Annotated in this window: 19 protein-coding genes; 9 read left to right on the top strand and 10 right to left on the bottom strand. The window is 68.7% G+C overall.

Features of this window, described 5'->3' with window-relative positions:
• Positions 1 to 4 precede the first annotated feature (4 nt).
• From hprK to U3649_RS16755, 8 genes are all read left to right on the top strand, one after another.
• The gene (hprK, locus tag U3649_RS16720) at positions 5 to 964 is read left to right on the top strand and encodes an HPr(Ser) kinase/phosphatase (protein WP_407352421.1); all 960 of its coding nucleotides are present in this window, start codon (positions 5 to 7) and stop codon (positions 962 to 964) included.
• Positions 961 to 1,836 (top strand): RNase adapter RapZ, encoded by an 876-nt coding sequence (rapZ, locus tag U3649_RS16725; protein WP_407352422.1) that lies wholly within the window; start codon positions 961 to 963, stop codon positions 1,834 to 1,836. Before hprK ends, rapZ begins: the two co-directional genes overlap by 4 nt.
• 18 nt (positions 1,837 to 1,854) lie before the next feature.
• Positions 1,855 to 2,070, top strand: a complete 216-nt coding sequence (locus U3649_RS16730; RefSeq protein WP_407352423.1) for a hypothetical protein — start codon at positions 1,855 to 1,857, stop codon at positions 2,068 to 2,070.
• 9 nt (positions 2,071 to 2,079) lie between these two features.
• Positions 2,080 to 2,472, top strand: coding sequence for a PTS sugar transporter subunit IIA (locus tag U3649_RS16735; protein ID WP_149194886.1), 393 nt, complete (start codon positions 2,080 to 2,082; stop codon positions 2,470 to 2,472).
• A gap of 87 nt (positions 2,473 to 2,559) precedes the next feature.
• A complete protein-coding gene (locus U3649_RS16740) occupies positions 2,560 to 2,829 on the top strand; it encodes an HPr family phosphocarrier protein (RefSeq protein WP_407352424.1) in 270 nt (89 codons plus the stop codon).
• A 242-nt stretch (positions 2,830 to 3,071) separates the two neighbouring features.
• Entirely contained in the window at positions 3,072 to 4,784 is a 1,713-nt protein-coding gene (gene ptsP / locus U3649_RS16745) for a phosphoenolpyruvate--protein phosphotransferase (protein WP_407352425.1), read from the top strand.
• Between the two features lie 305 nt (positions 4,785 to 5,089).
• On the top strand, positions 5,090 to 6,451 hold the full coding sequence (gene mgtE / locus U3649_RS16750) for a magnesium transporter (RefSeq protein WP_407352426.1): 1,362 nt from the start codon (positions 5,090 to 5,092) through the stop codon (positions 6,449 to 6,451).
• 111 nt (positions 6,452 to 6,562) lie between these two features.
• Positions 6,563 to 7,396 carry a prolyl oligopeptidase family serine peptidase gene (locus U3649_RS16755; RefSeq protein ID WP_407352427.1) on the top strand — a complete coding sequence of 278 codons (834 nt, stop codon included), beginning with the start codon at positions 6,563 to 6,565 and terminating at the stop codon, positions 7,394 to 7,396.
• Positions 7,397 to 7,426: 30 nt separating this feature from the next.
• Here the strand turns inward: U3649_RS16755 and U3649_RS16760 are convergent, their stop codons facing one another.
• The 6 genes from U3649_RS16760 to U3649_RS16785 all read right to left on the bottom strand — a co-directional run bounded on the left by U3649_RS16760 (position 7,427) and on the right by U3649_RS16785 (position 11,912).
• Positions 7,427 to 8,380, bottom strand: coding sequence for an aspartate carbamoyltransferase catalytic subunit (locus U3649_RS16760; RefSeq protein ID WP_407352428.1), 954 nt, complete (start codon positions 8,378 to 8,380; stop codon positions 7,427 to 7,429).
• Between the two features lie 139 nt (positions 8,381 to 8,519).
• Positions 8,520 to 8,984, bottom strand: a complete 465-nt coding sequence (gene ruvX, locus U3649_RS16765) for a Holliday junction resolvase RuvX (RefSeq protein WP_407352429.1) — start codon at positions 8,982 to 8,984, stop codon at positions 8,520 to 8,522.
• A complete protein-coding gene (locus tag U3649_RS16770; protein WP_407352430.1) occupies positions 8,981 to 9,547 on the bottom strand; it encodes a YqgE/AlgH family protein in 567 nt (188 codons plus the stop codon). The genes ruvX and U3649_RS16770 overlap by 4 nt, the downstream gene beginning before the upstream one ends.
• A 9-nt stretch (positions 9,548 to 9,556) precedes the next feature.
• Positions 9,557 to 10,348, bottom strand: coding sequence for a sterol desaturase family protein (locus U3649_RS16775; RefSeq protein WP_407352431.1), 792 nt, complete (start codon positions 10,346 to 10,348; stop codon positions 9,557 to 9,559).
• 16 nt (positions 10,349 to 10,364) lie between these two features.
• Positions 10,365 to 10,823, bottom strand: coding sequence for a peptidylprolyl isomerase (locus U3649_RS16780; protein WP_407352432.1), 459 nt, complete (start codon positions 10,821 to 10,823; stop codon positions 10,365 to 10,367).
• A 465-nt stretch (positions 10,824 to 11,288) separates the two neighbouring features.
• Positions 11,289 to 11,912, bottom strand: a complete 624-nt coding sequence (locus tag U3649_RS16785; RefSeq protein WP_407352433.1) for a superoxide dismutase — start codon at positions 11,910 to 11,912, stop codon at positions 11,289 to 11,291.
• Positions 11,913 to 12,212: 300 nt separating this feature from the next.
• On the opposite strand from U3649_RS16785, the gene U3649_RS16790 reads away from it, so the two are divergent.
• Complete coding sequence (locus tag U3649_RS16790) at positions 12,213 to 13,142, top strand: DUF72 domain-containing protein (RefSeq protein WP_407352434.1); 930 nt, start codon at positions 12,213 to 12,215, stop codon at positions 13,140 to 13,142.
• Positions 13,143 to 13,336: 194 nt separating this feature from the next.
• Here U3649_RS16790 and U3649_RS16795 read toward each other — a convergent pair whose 3' ends face one another.
• The 4 genes from U3649_RS16795 to U3649_RS16810 all read right to left on the bottom strand — a co-directional run bounded on the left by U3649_RS16795 (position 13,337) and on the right by U3649_RS16810 (position 19,075).
• Complete coding sequence (locus U3649_RS16795) at positions 13,337 to 13,819, bottom strand: BON domain-containing protein (protein WP_407352435.1); 483 nt, start codon at positions 13,817 to 13,819, stop codon at positions 13,337 to 13,339.
• Between the two features lie 214 nt (positions 13,820 to 14,033).
• A complete protein-coding gene (locus tag U3649_RS16800; protein WP_407352436.1) occupies positions 14,034 to 15,128 on the bottom strand; it encodes an alanine racemase in 1,095 nt (364 codons plus the stop codon).
• A 109-nt stretch (positions 15,129 to 15,237) separates the two neighbouring features.
• A complete protein-coding gene (locus tag U3649_RS16805) occupies positions 15,238 to 15,576 on the bottom strand; it encodes a hypothetical protein (RefSeq protein ID WP_407352437.1) in 339 nt (112 codons plus the stop codon).
• A gap of 10 nt (positions 15,577 to 15,586) precedes the next feature.
• The gene (locus U3649_RS16810; RefSeq protein ID WP_407354652.1) at positions 15,587 to 19,075 is read right to left on the bottom strand and encodes an RHS repeat-associated core domain-containing protein; all 3,489 of its coding nucleotides are present in this window, start codon (positions 19,073 to 19,075) and stop codon (positions 15,587 to 15,589) included.
• Positions 19,076 to 19,200: the final 125 nt, after the last annotated feature.

Genomic DNA, 19,200 nt, shown 5'->3' on the forward strand with positions numbered 1-19,200 from the left:
ACGCATGAACGCCAGCATCAGCGCGCAGGACCTGTTCGACCAGCAGCAGGAGCGGCTGGACCTGCGCTGGCTGGCCGGGCAGCAGGGCCAGACACGCGTGGTGGAGGCGGTGGAGACGGTGGCGCGGCGGCCGTCGCTGGCCGGCTACCTCAACATCATCTACCCCAACAAGGTGCAGATCCTCGGCACCGAGGAGCTGGCCTGGCTGGACGCGCTGGACGCGCGCCAGCGCTGGGAGACGATCGAGAAGATCATGCAGTTCCGCCCGCTGGCGCTGGTGATCAGCAAGAACCAGAACTGCCCGGAGGACCTGCGCCAGATGGCCGAGGAGTCCGGCATTCCGCTGTGGACCTCTCCGCGCCGCGGCCACGAGCTGCTCAACCACCTGCAGTACCACCTGGCCCGCGCGCTGGCGCCGCGCGTCACCCTGCACGGCGTGTTCATGGAGATCTACTCGATCGGCGTGCTGATCACCGGCGAGTCCGGTTCGGGCAAGAGCGAGCTGGCGCTGGAACTGATCACCCGCGGCCACCGCCTGGTCGCCGACGACGCGCCGGAGTTCACCCAGATCGCCCCCGACGTGCTCGACGGCACCTGCCCCGAGCTGCTGCAGGACCTGCTGGAGCTGCGCGGCCTGGGCGTGCTCAACATCCGCGAGATGTTCGGCGACACCGCGGTCAAGCGCAACAAGTACCTGCGCCTGATCGTGCACCTGGCCAAGCCGAACTACGACGCGCCGCGCGCCGACAACGGCGGCATGGAACGGCTGACCGGCGACCTCGGCGTGCGCCCGGTGCTCGACCTGGAGGTGCCGATGATCACGCTGCCGGTGATGCCCGGCCGCAATCTCGCGGTGCTGGCCGAAGCGGCCACGCGCACGCACATCCTGCGGGTCAAGGGCATGGACCCGGCCGCGGCCTTCCTCGCCCGGCATTCGCACTTCCTCGAGCGGGGGACGCCGTGACCACGGTCGCTCCGCCGTCGCTGCTGATCGTCACCGGCATGTCGGGGAGCGGCAAGTCGGTGGCGCTGAACACGTTCGAGGACCTCGGCTTCTACTGCACCGACAACCTGCCCGCCGACCTGCTGCCGCATTTCGTGCGCAGCCTGAGCGCCGGCGACGGCTCGCCGCAGAAGCTCGCGGTCGGCATCGACGTGCGCAACCGCCACCGCGACCTGGCCAACATCCCCGAGTGGCTGTCGGCCGTGGCGGAGCTCGGCTTCGATCCCAAGCTGGTGTTCTTCGACACCGCCGACACGGTGCTGCTCAAGCGCTACGCCGACACCCGCCGCCGCCATCCGCTCAGCCACGTCGGCCTGGCGCTGGCCGACGCGATCGCGCTCGAGCGGCAGGTGCTCAAGCCGCTGCGCGCGCTCGCCGACGACGTGATCGACACCAGCGAACTCAACGTCCACCAGCTGCGCAGGCGGGTGATCACCGAACTCGGGCTCGGCCTCGACAGCTCGCCGTCGCTGCTGTTCGAGTCGTTCGCCTATCGCCGCGGCGTGCCGCCCGACGCCGACTTCGTGTTCGACACCCGGGGCCTGCCCAACCCGCACTGGGATCCGCGCCTGCGCCCGTTGTCGGGGCGCGACGCCGCGGTGCGCGAGCACCTGGACGAGCAGCCGGACGTCGCCGCGTACTTCGCGCAGGTCGCCGGCTTCCTCGACCACTGGCTGCCGCGCATGCGCTCGGACACGCGCAGCTACGTCACCGTCGCCTTCGGCTGCAGCGGCGGCCGCCACCGTTCGGTCTATCTGGCCGAGAAGATGGCCGGCCACGCGCGCGAGCACGGGTGGGACGACGTGGCGACGTTCCACCGCGAACTGGACTAGGGCTCGTAGGAGCGCGCCGTGCGCGCGATGCCACGGGTGTCGGCCGGATCCGGTGGATGCCGCGATTCCGGACCGGCAGGCGCGCCGGTCGCCGGAATTCGCGGGCGGCGCAATGCCCGCGACGTCGCGCGCTCCCACGGCGTCACCGCAAGCGCAACGGCGGTGCGACCTTTGCCGCCGGTGCAACGGTTCATCGCGCGCGGCCGCTTCCTGCCCGTCACCCGGCTCTGCTAAGTTGTCGGCATGGCCGTCGGACTCCTGCTCGTGACCCATGAAGGCATCGGCACCGCCCTGATCGCGGTGGTGCGGGGCATGCTGCGCAACCTGCCGCTGAAGGCGGAGGCGTTCGAGGTGCCGTTCGAGGCCGATCCGGACGCGATCCTGCCGCAGGCCAGCGCCGCGATGCGCCGGGTCGACGACGGCCAGGGGGTGCTGATCCTGACCGACCTCTACGGCGCCACGCCGAGCAACCTGGCGGCGAAGCTGGCGCGGCTGGGCACGCCGGCGCGGCGCGTGTCGGCGCTCAACCTGCCGATGCTGCTGAGGGTGATGAACTACGCCGAGCTGGGCCTGGACGAACTGCCGGCGGTCGCCGCCGCGGGCGCGCGCAACGGGGTGATCCATGACGACGCCTGAGCCCCGACCCGGCGCGGCCGCGACCGGCGGCGCGCGCGCGCCGCGGCGGCCGGGCGCGCCGCGGGCCGGAAGCGACGGAGACCGGACATGATCGAACGCGAACTGGTGGTCTCCAACCGCCTCGGCCTGCATGCGCGCGCCACCGCCAAGCTGGTGCAGGTGTTGTCGGCGTTCCGCTGCAACGCCACCCTCAACGCCAAGGGCCGCGAGGTCAACGCCAAGAGCATCATGGGCGTGATGTTGCTGGCCGCCGGCCCCGGCACGCCGGTGGTGCTGCGGGTCGAGGGCGAGGACGAGGCCGCCGCGGTCGAGGCGGTGACGGCGCTGTTCGAACGACGGTTCGACGAGGACAGTTAGGGCCTGTTAATGCTTATGGAGCATGCCGCGTTGCTTCCCAATGGCCGTCAGGTGGTGTTGCGCCGCGCCGCGCCTTGCTGCCTGCAAGAGCCCGCCCCTGCGGCTTCGGGCTGGGGTCAAGCGGCGCGGCGCCGGCTGGCGGCCATTGGGAAGCAACCCGAAGAGCCTGCCCCGGACCTGATCCGGGGGCCGGGCCTGCGGACGCACGGGGCGGCATGCTCCATAAGCGTTAACAGGCCCTAATGCGCCGGACATTCTCCGGTCACGGCGCATCCCGGGGCAACGCCCTGGGCCGTGCCCGGATCCGCCTGCCGCACGCGCTGGAAGTCTCCGAGGAACACATCCGCGCCGATGCGGTCGAGGCCGAACTCGAACGCCTGCACGAGGCGATCGCCCAGGTCCGGGGCGAACTGCGCGGGCTGCGCGAGCGCCTGCACGGCGCGCTGGCGCACGAGGTCGGCGAGTTCCTCGACCTGCACGCGCTGCTGCTCGACGACCCGGAACTGCTGCAGGGGCTCGACGAGCTGATCCGCAAGGGCCGCTACAGCGCCGATTACGCCCTGCGCCTGCACCGAGATCGCCTGGCGGGCGTGTTCGAGGGCATGGACAACGCCTATTTCCGCAGCCGCATCGAGGACCTCGACCACGTCGTCGGGCGCCTGCACGCGGCGCTGCACAGCCACGAGGCGGAGCTGCAGGGCGTCGCCGGCGAGATCCTGGTCACCGACAACGTCGCGCCCTCGGAACTGGCGCAACTGCAGTCGCAGGGCGTGCTGGCGGTGATCACCGCCGGCGGCAGCATGCTCTCGCACAGCGCCATCCTCGCCCGCAGCCTGCACCTGCCATTGGTGGTCGGGGCGCCCGAGGCGCTGCAGCAGATCAACGACGGCGACGTGGTCGCCGTGGACGGCGCCGGCGGACAGGTGGTGGTGGAGCCGAACGCGGCCGACCTGCGCGCCTACCGCGGCCGCGTGCGCGAGGAACGGCGCGAGCGCAAGCAGCTGCACCGCCTGCGCCGCGAACCCACCCGCACCCTCGACGGCGTCGACATCAGGCTCTACGCCAACGCCGAATCGCGCGAGGACGTGGCCGAGTCGCACGCGCTCGGCGCGGCCGGCATCGGCCTGTACCGTACCGAGTTCCTGTTCCTGCAACGCGAGGGGCTGCCAGACGAGGAGGAGCAGTTCCGCGCCTACCGCGACGCCGTGCTCGGCATGACCGGGCGCATGGTGACCATCCGCACGCTCGACCTGGGCGCCGACAAGAGCGACCGCAGCGGCCTGACCCTGCCGCGGGAACCGAACCCGGCGATGGGCTGTCGCGGGGTGCGCCTGTCGCTGGCGCGCGAGGAGGTGTTCGTCAGCCAGCTGCGCGCGATCCTGCGCGCCTCCGGCTACGGCCCGCTGCGGATCCTGGTGCCGATGGTCACCGAGCGCGCCGAGATCCTGGCCGTCGCCGGCCTGATCAAGCGCATCGCGCGCGACCTGCGCAGCGGGGGCCACGAGATCGCCGAACACGTCCCGCTGGGGGCGATGATCGAGGTGCCGGCGGCGGCGATCGCGCTGTCGAGCTTCATCGGCGCGGTGGATTTCATTTCGGTGGGCACCAACGACCTGACCCAGTACCTGCTGGCGGCCGACCGCAACAACGAAGCGCTGGGCGAGCTCTACCACCCGCTGCATCCGGCGATGATGCGCCTGCTGCGCAACGTGATCCGCACCGCCAAGGCGCGCCGCAAGCCGGTGGCGGTCTGCGGCGAGATGGCCGGCGATCCCGCCTTCACCCCGCTGCTGCTGGCGCTGGGCCTGGAAGAGTTCAGCCTGCACCCGGGCACCCTGCTCGAAGTGCGGCGCGCGATCCGCGCGCTCGACCTGGGGCGCCTGCGGGCGCAGGCCCCTGCCCTGCTGCGCGCACGCGACCGCGCCGGCATCGAGAAATGGCTGGCCTCGGCGTAGGGCCGAGCTTGCTCGGCCGCACAGGCTCCGAAGACACGTAGAGCCGAACTCGCTCGGCTGCGCGGGCCCCGGAGACGCGTAGAGCGAGCTTGCTCGGCTGCGCGGGCTCCGGAAACACGTAGAGCCGAGCCTGCTCGGCTGCGCGGGCTCCGGAGGCGGGAGCAGCGGAGCAAGCTCCGCTCTACGGGGGCGGCGACACCAGATACGGGGTGGTGGGCATATCCGGGCGCAGCGGCGATAATGCGCGCATGAACACCTGACCCTGTCGCGCCTCTGGGGGCACGACGCGCCAACGGAAGACGCGCATGGCCGAAGCCGCCCGCCACGACAAGACCGCGCGCCAGCTGCGTCTGCTTTCCGATGCGCTCGACAGCGGCCGCCTCGGCCCGGTGCGGCGCCTGGTCAACACGCTCTCGCCCGCCGAGATCGGCAACCTGCTCGAGTCGCTGCCGCACGCCAAGCGCATGGTGCTGTGGGGCCTGGTCGATCCCGAGGACGACGGCGAGGTGCTGCTGCACGTCGGCGACGAGGTGCGCGAGAGCCTGATCGCGGACATGGACCCGGACGAGCTCGTCGCCGCGGTCGAGGACCTCGACATCGACGACCTCGCCGACCTGGTCGAGGACCTGCCGGACACGGTCATCGACGAGGTGCTCAAGTCGATGGCGCGCGAGAACCGCGAGCGCCTGGAGCAGGTGCTCTCCTACGAGGAGGACACCGCCGGCCGCCTGATGAACCCGGACGTGGTGACGGTGCGCGCCGACACCTCGGTCGACGTGGTGCTGCGCTACCTGCGCCTGCGCGGCGAGCTGCCCGAGCACACCGATCACCTGTACGTGGTCAACCGTCGCCACCAGCTGATGGGCTGGGTGGCGCTGCAGGACCTGGTGACCTGCGAGCCGAACACCCCGCTCAACGAGCTGATCGACGACGGCCTGACCGCGCTCCACGTCAACCAGTCCGCGCAGGAGGTGGCGCGCCAGTTCTCCGACCACGACTGGGTCTCGGCGCCGGTGGTGGACGACGGCAACTTCCTGCTCGGCCGCATCACCATCGACGACGTGGTCGACATCATCCGCGAACAGGCCGAACACCAGGCGCTGAGCGCCGCCGGCCTGGACGAGGAGGAGGACCTGTTCTCGCCGATCCGGCGCGCCGTGCGCGGCCGCGTGGTGTGGCTGGGCATCAACCTGCTGACGGCGTTCATGGCCGCGTTCGTGATCGGCCGCTTCGAGGCGACGATCGAACAGGTCGTCGCGCTGGCGGTGCTGATGCCGATCGTCGCCGGCATCGGCGGCAACGCCGGCGTGCAGGTGCTGACCCTGATGGTGCGCGGCCTGGCGCTGGGCCAGGTGGGCGCCAGCAACGCCGGCATCCTGCTGTGGAAGGAGGCGCGCGTGGCGCTGATCAACGGGCTGTTGATCGGCGCGCTGGTGGGGACGGTCGCCTACTTCTGGTTCCACGACTGGCTGCTGTCGCTGGTCATCGCCGCGGCGCTGGTGATCAACGTCGGGTCCGCCGCGCTCGCCGGCGTGCTGCTGCCGTTGTTGCTGCGGCGGATGCGGATCGATCCGGCGGTCGCCGGCACGGTGGTGGTCACCGCGGTCACCGACATCATGGGCTTCTTCAGCTTCCTGGGCCTGGCGACCGTCGTCCTGCTGCGCTGACGCGGCGCCACGGGCGGCCCGGCGGCGTTATCGTGTCATGGCGACCGGCGGCCGGCGTCGCAACCGGTACACGCCCCGCCCGGTCGGACCCGAACGAACATGGTGACTCCAATGACCCCGGATTCCCGGCAGACGACATCCGGCGTTCGCGCCGGCGCCGCCCTCGCCGCCCTGTTGGCGGCATCCGCGCTGATCGCCCCGCTCGCGGCCCGCGCCGGCGACCCGGCGCCCGGCCACGGGCGCTTTCTCGAGCGCACGGTGGAGGTCGGCGGACAGCGCCACGGCTACCGGGTCTTCGTGCCCGCTCGCAGCGCCGGCGGCGAGCGGCCGCCGGTGATCCTGTTCCTGCACGGCTCCGGCGAGCGCGGCGACGACGGCGACAGCCCGACCCGGGTCGGGCTCGGGCCGCACGTCCGCCGCCATGCCGGCGACTTCCCGGCGATCGCGGTCTTCCCGCAGGCGCCGGCGGACACGGAATGGAGCGACAGCGCGGCGATCGCCTGGGCGGCGCTGGACGCGGCGACCGCGGAGTTCGGGGGCGACCGCGACCGCACCTACCTGACCGGGATCTCGATGGGCGGTTACGGCACCTGGGAGCTGGCGTTGGCGCAGCCGCAGCGCTTCGCCGCGATCGCGCCGGTGTGCGGCGGCATCGTCGCGCCGGCGCACCGGCCGACGCTGCGGGTCGAGGCCGTGAGCGGCGAAACCGACCCGTACGCCGCCGCGGCGCAGCGTCTGCGCGATGTTCCCACCTGGATCTTCCATGGCGCCCTGGACGACCTGGTCCTGCCGGAGCAGTCGCGGCGCATGGCCGCGGCACTGGAGGCCGCGGGCGCGGCGGACGCGCGCTACACCGAATTCCCCGACGCCAACCACAACAGCTGGGATCCGGCCTACGCGACGCCGGAACTCTGGCAATGGATGTTCGCCCAGCGGCGGCATTGAACGGCCTTCCCCCGGATTCCCCTGGCGCGTTCAACGGCCGGCGAGCAGCGTCTCCAGCACGGCCATGCGCACCGCCACGCCGTTGGCCACCTGCCGCAGGATCAGCGACTGCGGCCCGTCGGCGACCTCGTCGTCGATCTCGACGCCGCGGTTCATCGGGCCGGGGTGCAGCACCACGGCCCCCGGCGCGGCGCGGCGCAGGCGCGCCGCGGTCAGGCCGTAGGCATCGTGGTAGGCGCGCAGCGAAGGCACCAGCCCCTCGTCCATGCGCTCGCGTTGCAGGCGCAGCATCATCACCGCGTCGACGCCCTCGAGCGCGGCATCGAAATCCCGGCTGACCGTGCAACCGGCCAGGGTGCCGTCGTCGGGCAGCAGCGCGGCCGGACCGCAGACGCGGATCTCCGACGGCCCGTCGCTGCCGACCCCCAGCGTCCGCAGCGCGTGCAGGCCCGAACGGGCGACGCGCGAATGCTTCACGTCGCCGACGATCAGGATCTTCAACCGCGAAAAGTCCGCCCCCCGGGCCTGGCGCAGGGTCAGCATGTCGAGCAGGCCCTGGGTGGGATGCGCATGGCGGCCGTCGCCGGCGTTGACCACGACGGTGCCGGGCCCGGCCGCGGCGGCGAGCGCCGCCACCGCGCCGTCCTCGTGGTGGCGGACCACGAACGCGTCGACCCCCATCGCCTCGATGGTCTTCAGCGTGTCGCGGCCGCTCTCGCCCTTGGTGGTGGACGAGGTGGACGCATCGAAGTTGAGCACGTCGGCGCCGAGCCGTTGCGCCGCACGCTGGAAGCTCATGCGCGTGCGCGTGGACGGCTCGAAGAACAGCGTGCAGACCGCCCGCCGCGCCAGCGCCGCGTCCACGATCTCGCCGTCGACGATCGCCTGGGCCCGTTCGAGCAGGTGCAACAGCGTCTCGCGCGGCAGGTGCTCGAGCGTCAGCAGGTGGCGCAGGCGGCCTTCCGGGTCGGTTTGCGAAATCATGCGCTGGATGGACGCCCTGTGATCGTGGACTGCTTCTTTCCGCTCCCGTAGAGCGGCGCTTGCTCCGCTGCTCCCGGCTCCGGAGCCCGCGTAGCGGAGCAAGCTCCGCTCTACGGAGGGGTGAGCTGTGCGGGGGATTCTAGGATACCGGGGTGGCGTCCCCCGGCGCCGCCAGCCAGCGCTCGACGATGATCGCCGCCGCCACCGCATCCAGCGCCGCGGCGTCGCGGCGCCGGCGGCGGCCCTCGGCGCGGTCGACGGCGAACCGCTGCGCGGCTTCGATCGAACTCGCGCGCTCGTCCATCAGCACCACCGGCACGCGGTAGCGGGCGTGCAGCTCGTGGGCGAAGTGGCGGGCACGCCGGCGGATCGGCTGGTCGCCGCCGTCGAGCGTCATCGGGTCGCCCACCACCATGACGTCCGGCCGCCATTCGTCGCGCAGGCGATCGATGCTGCGCCAGTCCGGCAATTCGTCGTGGACGTCGATCACCGCCAGCGCGCGCGCGCCGTGGCCGAAACCGCTGCCCACCGCCACGCCGATGCGGCGCGCGCCGACGTCGAAACCGAGCACGGTGCCCTCGGCGTGGACGGCGCCGTCGCTCACGCGTGGCCCGCGTAGTCGGCCAGCCGTTGCATGTCGACGCCGATGCGGCCGGCGGCGGCCTGCCAGCGCGCCTCCAGCGGCAGCGCGAACAGCAGTTCGGCATCGGCGGGCGCGGTCAGCCAGCTGTTCTCGGTCAACTCCTGCTCGAGCTGGCCCGCGCCCCAGCCGGCGCAGCCCAGCGCCACCGCGACCCGGGCCGGACCGTCGCCGCGGGCGATGGCTTCCAGCACGTCGCGCGAGGTGGTCACGTACAGGCCGTCGGCGACCGCCAGGCTGGAATCCCAGCCGCGGTCGCCGTCGTGGATGACGAAGCCGCGCTCCGGATGCACGGGACCGCCGGCCAGGACCGGCTGCGCGCGCAGCAGGGCATCGTCGCTGTCGATCCCCATCTGCTCGAAGACCTCGCCCAGCGTGTATTCCGACGCGCGATTGACGACCACGCCCATCGCGCCCTCCTCGTCGTGCTGGCAGATCAGCGCGAGCGACCCGGCGAAGTTCGGATCGGTCAATGCCGGCAGCGCGATCAGCAGCTGGTTGGCGAGCGGGGTCGGATCGACGGGCATGGCGGCATTCTAACGGCTCGCTCGCGGCGCGCGCGTTGCGAAGGCGTCCAGTTGCGCCCGCGCCGCGTCGTCCGGCAGGCGCGTGCCGCACCAGCGGTCCATGAAATTGAACAGGAACCCGTAATTGCCGTGGTAGCAGGCGTGGTGCAGGTGATGCCGGCGGCTGGCGGCCAACCAGTGGTCCGGCCCCACGCCGGGCGCATAGTCGTAGTTGCTGTGTCCCAGGTTGTTCAGCAGCAGGCTCAGCACCGGCAGCGACAGCAGCGCCGCGAAGCTGAAATCGTGCAGCAGCATCGGCAGCAGGATCACGTTGCCCAGCAGCGCCGCCTCCAGCGGGTGGAAGCTGTAGGTCGCGAACGGCGTGGTCACCAGCGAGCGGTGGTGCCGCTGGTGGTAGCGGCGCAGCGGCCGCGTATGCAGCAGGCGGTGGTTGGCGTAGAAATGGACGTCGTTCCACACCAGCAGCACCGCGGCCTCGGCCAGGACCCGCAGCGGCCCGGGATCCTGGGCCAACCGCGCCCAACCCTGCTGCAGGAACCACCACGGCAGCGCGCTGCCGACACCGAAGATCGCCACCGACACCAGCGACGAGGCGATCTCGCTGCGCACCTGGCCGGGCCGGAGCGGGCGCGGATCGATGCGGCGGCCGAGCCCCAGCGCCGGCAGCAGGTATCGCGTCAGCAGCCAGTTGCCGCCGCAGAACAGGCCGTAGATCGCCGCGAAGAACGCCAGCCCGGCGAGAATCGCGCCACCGGCGGGCAGCGCGGCGAAGGCATTGCCGAGGGCGACGGCGCCGTCCATCGCCCTGCCCGCCTCCTCAGCGGAGGCCGAACTGCAGTTCGTCGGGGGTCGCCAGCCGCACGTCGACCACTTCCACCTCGGCCACGAACGGCCGCCCGGCCAGCGGGTTGTTGCCGTCGACGGTGATGGCATCGCCCTCGACCGCGGTCACCACCACCTGCAACGGGCCGCGCGCGGTCTGCGCCTCCAGCTTGCGGCCGACCGCGGGCTCGCCCTCGCCGGTGAACGTGCTGCGCGGCAGGCTCTGCACCAGCTCCGGGTGGCGCGGCCCGAAGCCGTGCTCCGGCGGGATGGTGACCTCGAACCGGTCGCCGGCGCTCCTGCCCTCCAGCGCCTGCTCCAGGCCGCGCACGATCGCGCTGGTGCCGTGGATGTAGACCAGCGGGTCGTGCCCGTGGGTGGTGGTGATCTGCTGCCCGTGCTCGTCCTTGAGGGTGAAGTGGATCGTGCCGACCCGTCGGTTCGCGATTTCCATGGCTTCGTCAGGTAAGGGGACCGCGGCCATCTTCGCGCGGCGGCGAATCGGGGCGCAAGTTCGGGACCCGAACCCCGCGACTTGGCGCCACCCCACCTGCACCTGCTGCCCCTGTGGGAGCGACGGAAGTCGCGACAGCCCAGGATGTAGCGTCGTCACGACTCCCGGCGGCGGCATGCCGCTGCCACCCCCAACAAGAGCGCCGAGCGCGGCGGGTTCTGAACCATCGCGTTTTACGCCGTACCCTCACCCCCTAACCCCGCTCCGCGCCCCGGCCCGCGCCAGTGGCGCACAAGCCGTGCCGTCTCGCCCCATAGGGAGAAGGACTTCAAAATCGATCGCCCGGACAGGTCGCGACTTCCGTCGCTCCCACAGGCTCGGCCGATCCCAGACATCGCTCCAGCCCCAGACGAAGGAAGCCGGGACGAACCCGGCTTCCTGACGACTCGACGCGGTAACGCGGACTCAGCCGACGGCGGCCCGGTAGCGACGCTCGACCTCGTTCCAGTCGATGACGTTGAAGAACGCCGAGATGTAGTCCGGGCGGCGGTTCTGGTACTTCAGGTAGTAGGCGTGCTCCCACACGTCCAGGCCCAGGATCGGGGTGTTGCCGGAGCCGATGCCCTTCATCAGCGGGTTGTCCTGGTTGGCGGTGTCCTCGACCGCGAGCTTGCCGTCCTTGCCGACCACCAGCCAGGCCCAGCCGCTGCCGAAGCGGCCCTTGGCGGCATTGGTGAAGGCGTCCTTGAAGGCCTCGAAGCCGCCCAGGTCGCTCTCGATGCGCGCGGCCACCTCGCCGCCCGGCTTGCCGCCGCCGTCGGTGGACATCACGGTCCAGAACAGCGAATGGTTGGCGTGGCCGCCGCCGTGGTTGCGCACGGCCTTGCGGATCTTCTCCGGCAGCGCGTCGATGTCGGTGATCAGCTCCTCGACCGGCGTATCGGCGTAGTCGGTGTCCTTGACCGCGTCGTTGAGGTTGGTGACATAGCCCTGGTGGTGCTTGCTGTGGTGGATCTCCATGGTCTGCGCGTCGATATGCGGTTCGAGCGCGTCGTAGGCGTACGGCAGTTCGGGGAGGTTGTGGGCCATTGCGGTCTCCGGTCCGGTGGATGAAGACGACCATTGTGCTATGAACGGGGTAAAAACAGCATCAAGTCCGTGGGAACGGTCCATTTCACCAGGTCCGGCCCGCCGGCCCGCTGCCCCCGGCGAACGTCACGCAGCTGCAACACGGACGACGCACGCCGCGCCCCTGCCGTTTCACGATGCCTTGCCGGCACCGCCATCAGGCTGTCCGCCACTGCCACGAGGCTGCTCCATGCGATCGGATCCTGCGCCTGCGACGCCCTTGCCGACGCCTGCGCCGTGCCGCGATAGCGCCCGCACGCGATGAACCGCCGCCCGCGATCGAAATCGCAACGGCCGGCGCGCGGACGCGTGCGGATCGGCATTTCCGGCTGGCGCTACAAGCCCTGGCGCGGCGTGTTCTATCCCGGCGGCCTGGTGCAGCGGCGGGAGCTCGAGTACGCCTCGCGCACCTTCTCCACGATCGAGATCAACGGCACGTTCTATTCGCTGCAGCGGCCGGAAAGCTTCCGGCACTGGTACGAGCAGACGCCGGACGATTTCGTCTTCGCCATCAAGGGCAACCGCTTCATCAGCCACCGCCTGCGCCTGCGCGACGCGCGGCAGGCGTTGTCCAACTTCCTCGCCTCCGGCCTGTTGCGGCTCGGGGAGAAGCTCGGCCCGATCCTTTGGCAGCTGCCGCCCAGATTCCCCTACGACGAGGCCCGCATCCGCGAGTTCCTGCGGCTGCTGCCGGCCGATACCGAGTACGCCGCCTGGCTGGCGCGACGCCGCGACGTGGCTCGGATGAAGGGCCGCAGCTCGCTGTCGATCGACCGGCCGCGGCCGCTGCGGCATGCCATGGAGATCCGGCACGAAAGCTTCCGCGATCCCGGCTTCGTCGACCTGCTGCGCGAGCACAACGTGGCGCTGGTGGTCGCCGACACCGCCGGCAGGTGGCCGTTGCTGGAAGAGGTCACCGCCGACTTCATGTACCTGCGGCTGCACGGCGACAAGGAACTCTACGCCAGCGGCTATGGCGATGCCGCGCTGGACGACTGGGCACGGCGCATCGATGCCTGGTCGCGCGGTACGCAACCCCGCGACGCACGGCGCGCCGGCCGCGCTTCGGTACCCAGGCGCGCCCGCGACGTGTACTGCTATTTCGACAACGACATGAAGGTGCACGCACCCTTCGACGCGCAGCACCTGGGCGAACGCATCCGCCGCCGGACCCGAGTGAAGGCGACATAGCGGCCACCCAAACGGGAAACTGCATGCGCACCATGCCGGCACACCACCCGTAGGAGCGCGCCATGCGCGCGATGCCGGCGCTGCTGCAGACGGCGGGAATCGCCGCCACGGCAACCGGAGCCACCCGCGGCATCGCGCGCATGGCGCGCTCCTACGAAAGCCGCAACACCGCAGCCTCGTCGTGTATTCCCGCTCTAGTGCTGCAGGTTCGGCGCTTCGGCGGCGCCTTCGCTGCGGCCGCCGGACCCAGGCGTCGACGCCGACAGCCGGTTCTCCACATCCTCGACGCCGCGCATCGCCGCGACGGCCCGCACCGCGTCCTCGATCTCCGCAGCCGGCACGCCGCCGCTCAGGATCACGCGGCCGTCGTGCACCTCCACCTCGACGGCGCCGGATCGGTCGATCACGTGGCCGAGCTTGGCCCGGACCCGCTCGCGCAGCTTGCGGTCATCGACCGGCTGCCCGGCGAACTTCGATCGCGTCTCCGCCAGCATGCCGTGCACGCGATCGGCCGCGCGCTTGGACTTGGCGCGCGCGAAGTGCTCGGCATCGTGGCAGGCCGAAACCGCCTGGTCGCGCACCATCGCGCGGCGGCGGCGGCCGGTGGCCGGATCGAGGTAGTACATGGCGGCCGCACCCGCAGCGAAGGCCGCGACCAGTCTGAACACCGTATTCATGAGCGCTCCTCCATCGAAATAAGTGGCCATGCCGACGGCGGTCATCCGGTGCTGGACCGGACGCGCTCGTCCGCCAACCGGCGTCGAACGAACGATCCGATTCTTCCACCCTGTCTGAGAAATCCGCGCGAAGACCGGCAATGGCTTCCGTCGAAGGCGCCAGCGCGACCGAGCATCCGCGCCCGACACCGGCATTCGGCAGGCGCGGCCGCCGCTATCCCATCATCGCGACAGGTTCGCCGGCCAGCGTCAGATAGCGGCCCATCGCATCCGCGGTCAGGCACGAGTGCACCGGCAGGAACAGCAGGGTCTCGCCGGGCCGGGTGCGGGCGATCACCTCGTCGGGCGCGGCGACGATGCCGTGCTCCTGCGACAGCCGGACCAGCCGGAGTTCGGGGCGCAGCGCGCCCCAGCCGTCAGGCGTGGCCTCCACCCCCAGGCCGAAGATGCGCTGCCCGTCGAACTCCATCGCGTCCTTGGAGAAATGCACCGCGCCGCCGTGGACCACCAACTCGCCGCGCGCCGGATGGCGCGCCACCACCGGACAGGCCATGGCCACGGTGATGTCCTCCACCCCGCAGGCGCCGATCTGCCACTGCGAGAGATCGTAGAAGACGTAGTTGCCGGGGCGGATCTCGTCCACCCCCGGGAAGGCACCGGCCGTGGAACAGGTGGGGGTGTCGCCCACAGAGAGTTCCAGCGGGCCGGAGACGGCGGCCAGATCGTCGCGCAGGCGGCCGAGCAGGCCCAGCGACTCGGCATGCACGGCGGCGACCGCCTGCGCGCCGCGCGCATCGTAGCTGTGCCCGGCATGGGCGAGCAGGCCGCGCAGGCGGATGTCGCCGCGCCCGGCGAGCGCCGCGGCCAGGTCGCGCAGGACATCGAGATCCTCGGGATCGAACCCGGTGCGGCGGCTGCCGACATCGATCTTCAGCCATGCGTCCACGCGCGTGGAGAACCGCACCCCGTCCAGCGCCTGCGGATCGGCCAGCACGATCCCGAAGGTAGAGCGCGCGGCCAGCGCATCGACCCGATCGCGCATCCCGGGATGGAACGGAAAGGCCAGGGTGATGTCGCGCCAGCCATCGGCGGCGAAGTACTCTGCCATGGCCAGCGAGGAGACGGTGATCGCCTCGACCCCGAGTTCGCGGAACCAGCGCCCGATCGTGTGGCTCTGATGCGTCTTGAAGTGCGGCCGAAGGCGAACCCCGGCGGCGGCGGCGAGGTCCGCCATGCGCTGCAGGTTGCGGTGGACGCGGGCCTCGTCTAGCAGGAGGACCGGTTCTGAGAGCGAGGACGGGAGTGGCATGGATGAGCACAGGCGTTGTGATGGAGATGAGGCAGAGTCTCACATTTCTGACGATGCCGGCGACCGGATACGTATAGACCCGCACGGGGGTGACATTGGCGCAAACCAATTATTCCTTATAGTCCACTCTAAGATTTAGTTTCCTATTATGATCTAGCATTCGCTCTGCCCATTTTTCCGCTCGATCTCTTTCTTCATTCGAAGACGCCTGCATTTTCCTAATAGTTATTATTTGAGAATTAACAGCACTCGCAAGAATAATTTGCGAAGTTTCAATATCACCATCTTCAATCGATTCCAATGAATCTATAATTGAATCGACCAATAAACTTCGTGACTCTGTTGTGAATTTTTCATACGAAGTCGGCTGCCTATTTAATTTGGAAAATCCATACAAAGAAGCAACACCTATAGCCGCTCCTAGCAATAGCAACAGTATGCTTTTCATAGCAACCTCTTCAGTCACAATCAGAACATGGCTTGCAGCTGCCTATACATTCTCTCATCATTCTGCGTAAGCGCTGCAGCAGAATGAAGTAACTCGCAGCCTGCATCTGCTCACAAGCATCTTGCCTCGAGCTTGTGTCATAACCTAAAACGGAGCATGAATCATCTCCTATATAGTTTCCTGCTGCATCTTCAATCATGTTCCCGTATCTTATTCTGCAGTAACTCCTGCATTTCTCTCCACAACCGAAGTCCTTTTCTGGAAAGCGCGGGTCACACATCATTCCTCGCATTGGATCACAATATTCTCCAGGTCTGTCATCCAACAGTCCAAGAGGATCTCGCCTCCCGAGTGGATTCAATTTCACATAAGAAAATGTTGAAATTCCCGCATCTATCCCGATAGGGTCACTCTGCGCATAACGCCCGGTCGCTGGTTCATAATCCCGAAAGTAGTTGTAATTCAGCCCGCTCGCCGCATCGTAGCGCTGCCCCGGGAAGCGCATGGCGAACACGAAGCCAGTGCCATCCCCATCCGGATCCTCGTTCGGCGGGCTGTTGCCGAAGGCTTCGCTGGCCAGATCCCAGTTCCATACGGTCACGTTCCGGATCGGATCGATCACCGCGCGTGGCGTACCGAGGTGATCCGGCTGCACGTAATGCAGGCGGTTGGCGCCGGTGCTGCCGATCAGCAGGCCGACCGGGAGGTCGTCCAGCCAGATCGCCTGCTGCAGCGGCGCGCCGCTGGCGTCGTAGTCGCCTAGCCAGCGGCCGGCTTCATCGAAGACGGTGGTGATGTCGTGAGCGCCCAGGTGCTTGCGCACCTGCTCGCCCTTGCCGTTGTAGACGTAGTGCATTGCCACCGCCCCGCCCTGCTTCACCTGGTTCATGCGGTTGGCTGCGTTATAGACGAACTCCTTCGCGGTGCCGATGGTGGTGGCATTGCCGACGGCGTCGTAGCTGCGGGTTTCACCGGCCACGGCCGTCAGGCGGTGGCTGTCCGTCGGATAGGCATAGGCATGGCTGCCGCTTGCATTGGCGAAGCTTGTGCGATTGCCGGTGGCGTCGTAGCCGTAGCTCTCGATGGCCGCCCCAGCGGCGCCGTCGCGGAAAGCCGTCAGCCGGCTCAGCGCGTCGTAATCGAAACTGGCCCGTGGCGGTTCGGCGAGGTCGGCGCTGTGCAAGGCGGACAGGTTGCCGACCGGGTCGTAGCTGTAGCCGAAATCCAGCCCGCCCGTGGCCGGATCGCGGACCGACTGCGGCCGGTAGTCCAAATCATGCACACGGCTCAGGGTGCGGCCATTGCCATAGCTCCAGCCGGCGGCGGGGCCGAAGGGGTAATACTCGGCACCGGACAGCAGCACTTCCCTGGCGCCGCCTGGCGAGGTCACACCGACCTCCGTCACCCGGCCCTGGGCATCGCGCACATAGTCCGCCACCGAGCCGTCCGGGTAGGTCAGGCTGCTCAGCTGGCCGGCCTTGGTATAGGCATAGCGCAGGGTGAAGGTCTGGCCATTGGTGACCTGCAGCTTGCGCACCAACTGGCCGAAGCGGTCGTAGCAGTACCGGGCGCTGCCACTGGCGTCGCTCATCGCGGTCAGGCGGCCGGTGGAGAAAGTCTCGTCGGCGGCGCAGCCGGGCTGCGTGACGTCGTAGGTGTAGGTGGTGTCGAGATCGGCGGCGCCGGTGTAGGCAATACCGGTCAGGCGGTTGAGCGCATCGAACGTGTAGGTGCTGGCTTGGCCGCGCGCATCCACCTGGCCGGTGCGGTTGCCGGCGCTGTCGTAGGTGTAGGTGGTGGTGCCGGTATCGGGACTGTCCAGCTGCAGCAGGTCGCCGAAGGCGTTGTAGGTGTAGTCCGTCTCCAAGCCCTTGGGGTCGACGACCTTGATTAGGTGGTCGAGAGCGTCGTACTCGTAGCGGGTCTCGACCTCGATACCGCCCACGTCCTGCAAGGTGCGGACCAGGCGGTTGAGCGGGTCGTAATCGTTCAGCGTTTCCCGGCCCAGGGCGTCGGTGATCGTCTTGAGGTTGCCGTTGGCGTCGTAGGTGTAGTCGGTGGGGTTGTCGCTGGCGTCGGCCTGGGTGGCGAGCTGGCCGAGCTGGTCGTAGACCCGCGAGAGGGTCTGCCGCAGGGTGCCGGCGCTGTCGCGGGTGTCCTCGGCGATGCGGTTGCCGGCGTTGTCCAGGGTGTAGGTGATGGTGTTGCCGGCGTTGTCGCGGATGGTGGTCAGGCGATGCGCGGCGTCGTAGGTGTACTCGGTGAAGGCGCCGTCCGGCTGAGTGACCCGCTGGACCAGGCCGGTGGGCCAGTAGTCGATGCGGGTGATCCGGTCGTCGTTCTCGGTGTTGTCGTCCGGGCCGCGCACCTTGCGGGCGGTGAGCCAGCCGCGGGGGTGGTACTTCATGTCGGTGACGACGCCGTTGGCATCCTTCACCGACAGCGGGCGGCCGGCGCCGTCATAGCGCAGCGTCTCGGTGATCTGGCCGAGGGCGTTGGCGACTTTCCGCAGGTCGCCCTTGCGCCAGGGGCAAGTGGTGGGCGAGGCGGTGCAGTCGGCGTGGTCGGCCGGATAGTAGGTAAAAGTGGTGAGGTCGTTGACATCGGTGCGGGGGCCATCGACGGACGTCACCAGGCCGAGCAGCGGGCAGGCGCCGGCGGTGAAATCGGCCTGCTCGCAGTAGGTGGTAGTGGTGGCACGTGGAGCGCCCGCAGCGGGGCCGGTTCGGGTTTCGGCCAAGACTTGACCGCGGGCGTTATAAGTCCAATTCGTCAGCGCAACCATATCAGCAGATGCATCATAAGTACGGCGCTCGACTGGAACATGGAAACCGGAATGCCAGTCGGTTTGAATGCGCCGCTCGTCGCTTTCACCTACTCCTTCGACACGCTGTAGCTCCAAGCCGCGGGCGTCGCGTTCATACTCAGTGATCGACCCGTTGAAGTCTGTTGTCGATGCAAGAAATCCGTTGGAGTCGTAACTCTTCTGACTTGTAAAACCGCCGCAACCGGCGATCTGCGCACTCAACCCTTCCAGCTTTATAGCACCATGCTGCACGACAAATGAGTAATCACGCTGCTCTCCGTAAGCACCGTCCACTGTGGTTGTACCGTCAGCATTGTAATTGAGGGATATGCGATCAATTCCGCTTAGCTCATTGCCGTGGACACTCAATACACCCCGCCCATTTTCATCGTAGGCCCATGTGGCGTATCGGGCTCCTTCTTCATCGATGATTCCAGTCAACAGTTCCGGGAAAGAGGCGTTCTCATACATATATTCCCGGAAGAATGCGTTCTGGCCTCCGCCTCCGGTCGGATACACCACTCTTCTCAATCTCGATACTTCATCGTACACATAGCGGTAAGCACTGCCTGACGGTGTGGATATCTGACGGACCCTACCACCATCGTTGTATTCAAATACGATGGATCTTCCTTTCTCGTTTATTATCGAGGCCAATCTCTTGAATTCAGAGTACTCAAATTCAAGATGCACTCCATCTCTTGTTCTCAAGGAACGCAGACGCCCATCCAAAGAGTAACTCTCTATCTGATCTGAGTCGCTCGTGACGCTCCAGCTTACCAATCCCCCCTGGTCATCCCTCACGGCCTCGAGCTTAA

Origin of the sequence: Luteimonas sp. R10 (assembly GCF_045689605.1) — a bacterium.
In the GTDB taxonomy this organism is placed as follows: Bacteria; Pseudomonadota; Gammaproteobacteria; order Xanthomonadales; family Xanthomonadaceae; genus Luteimonas.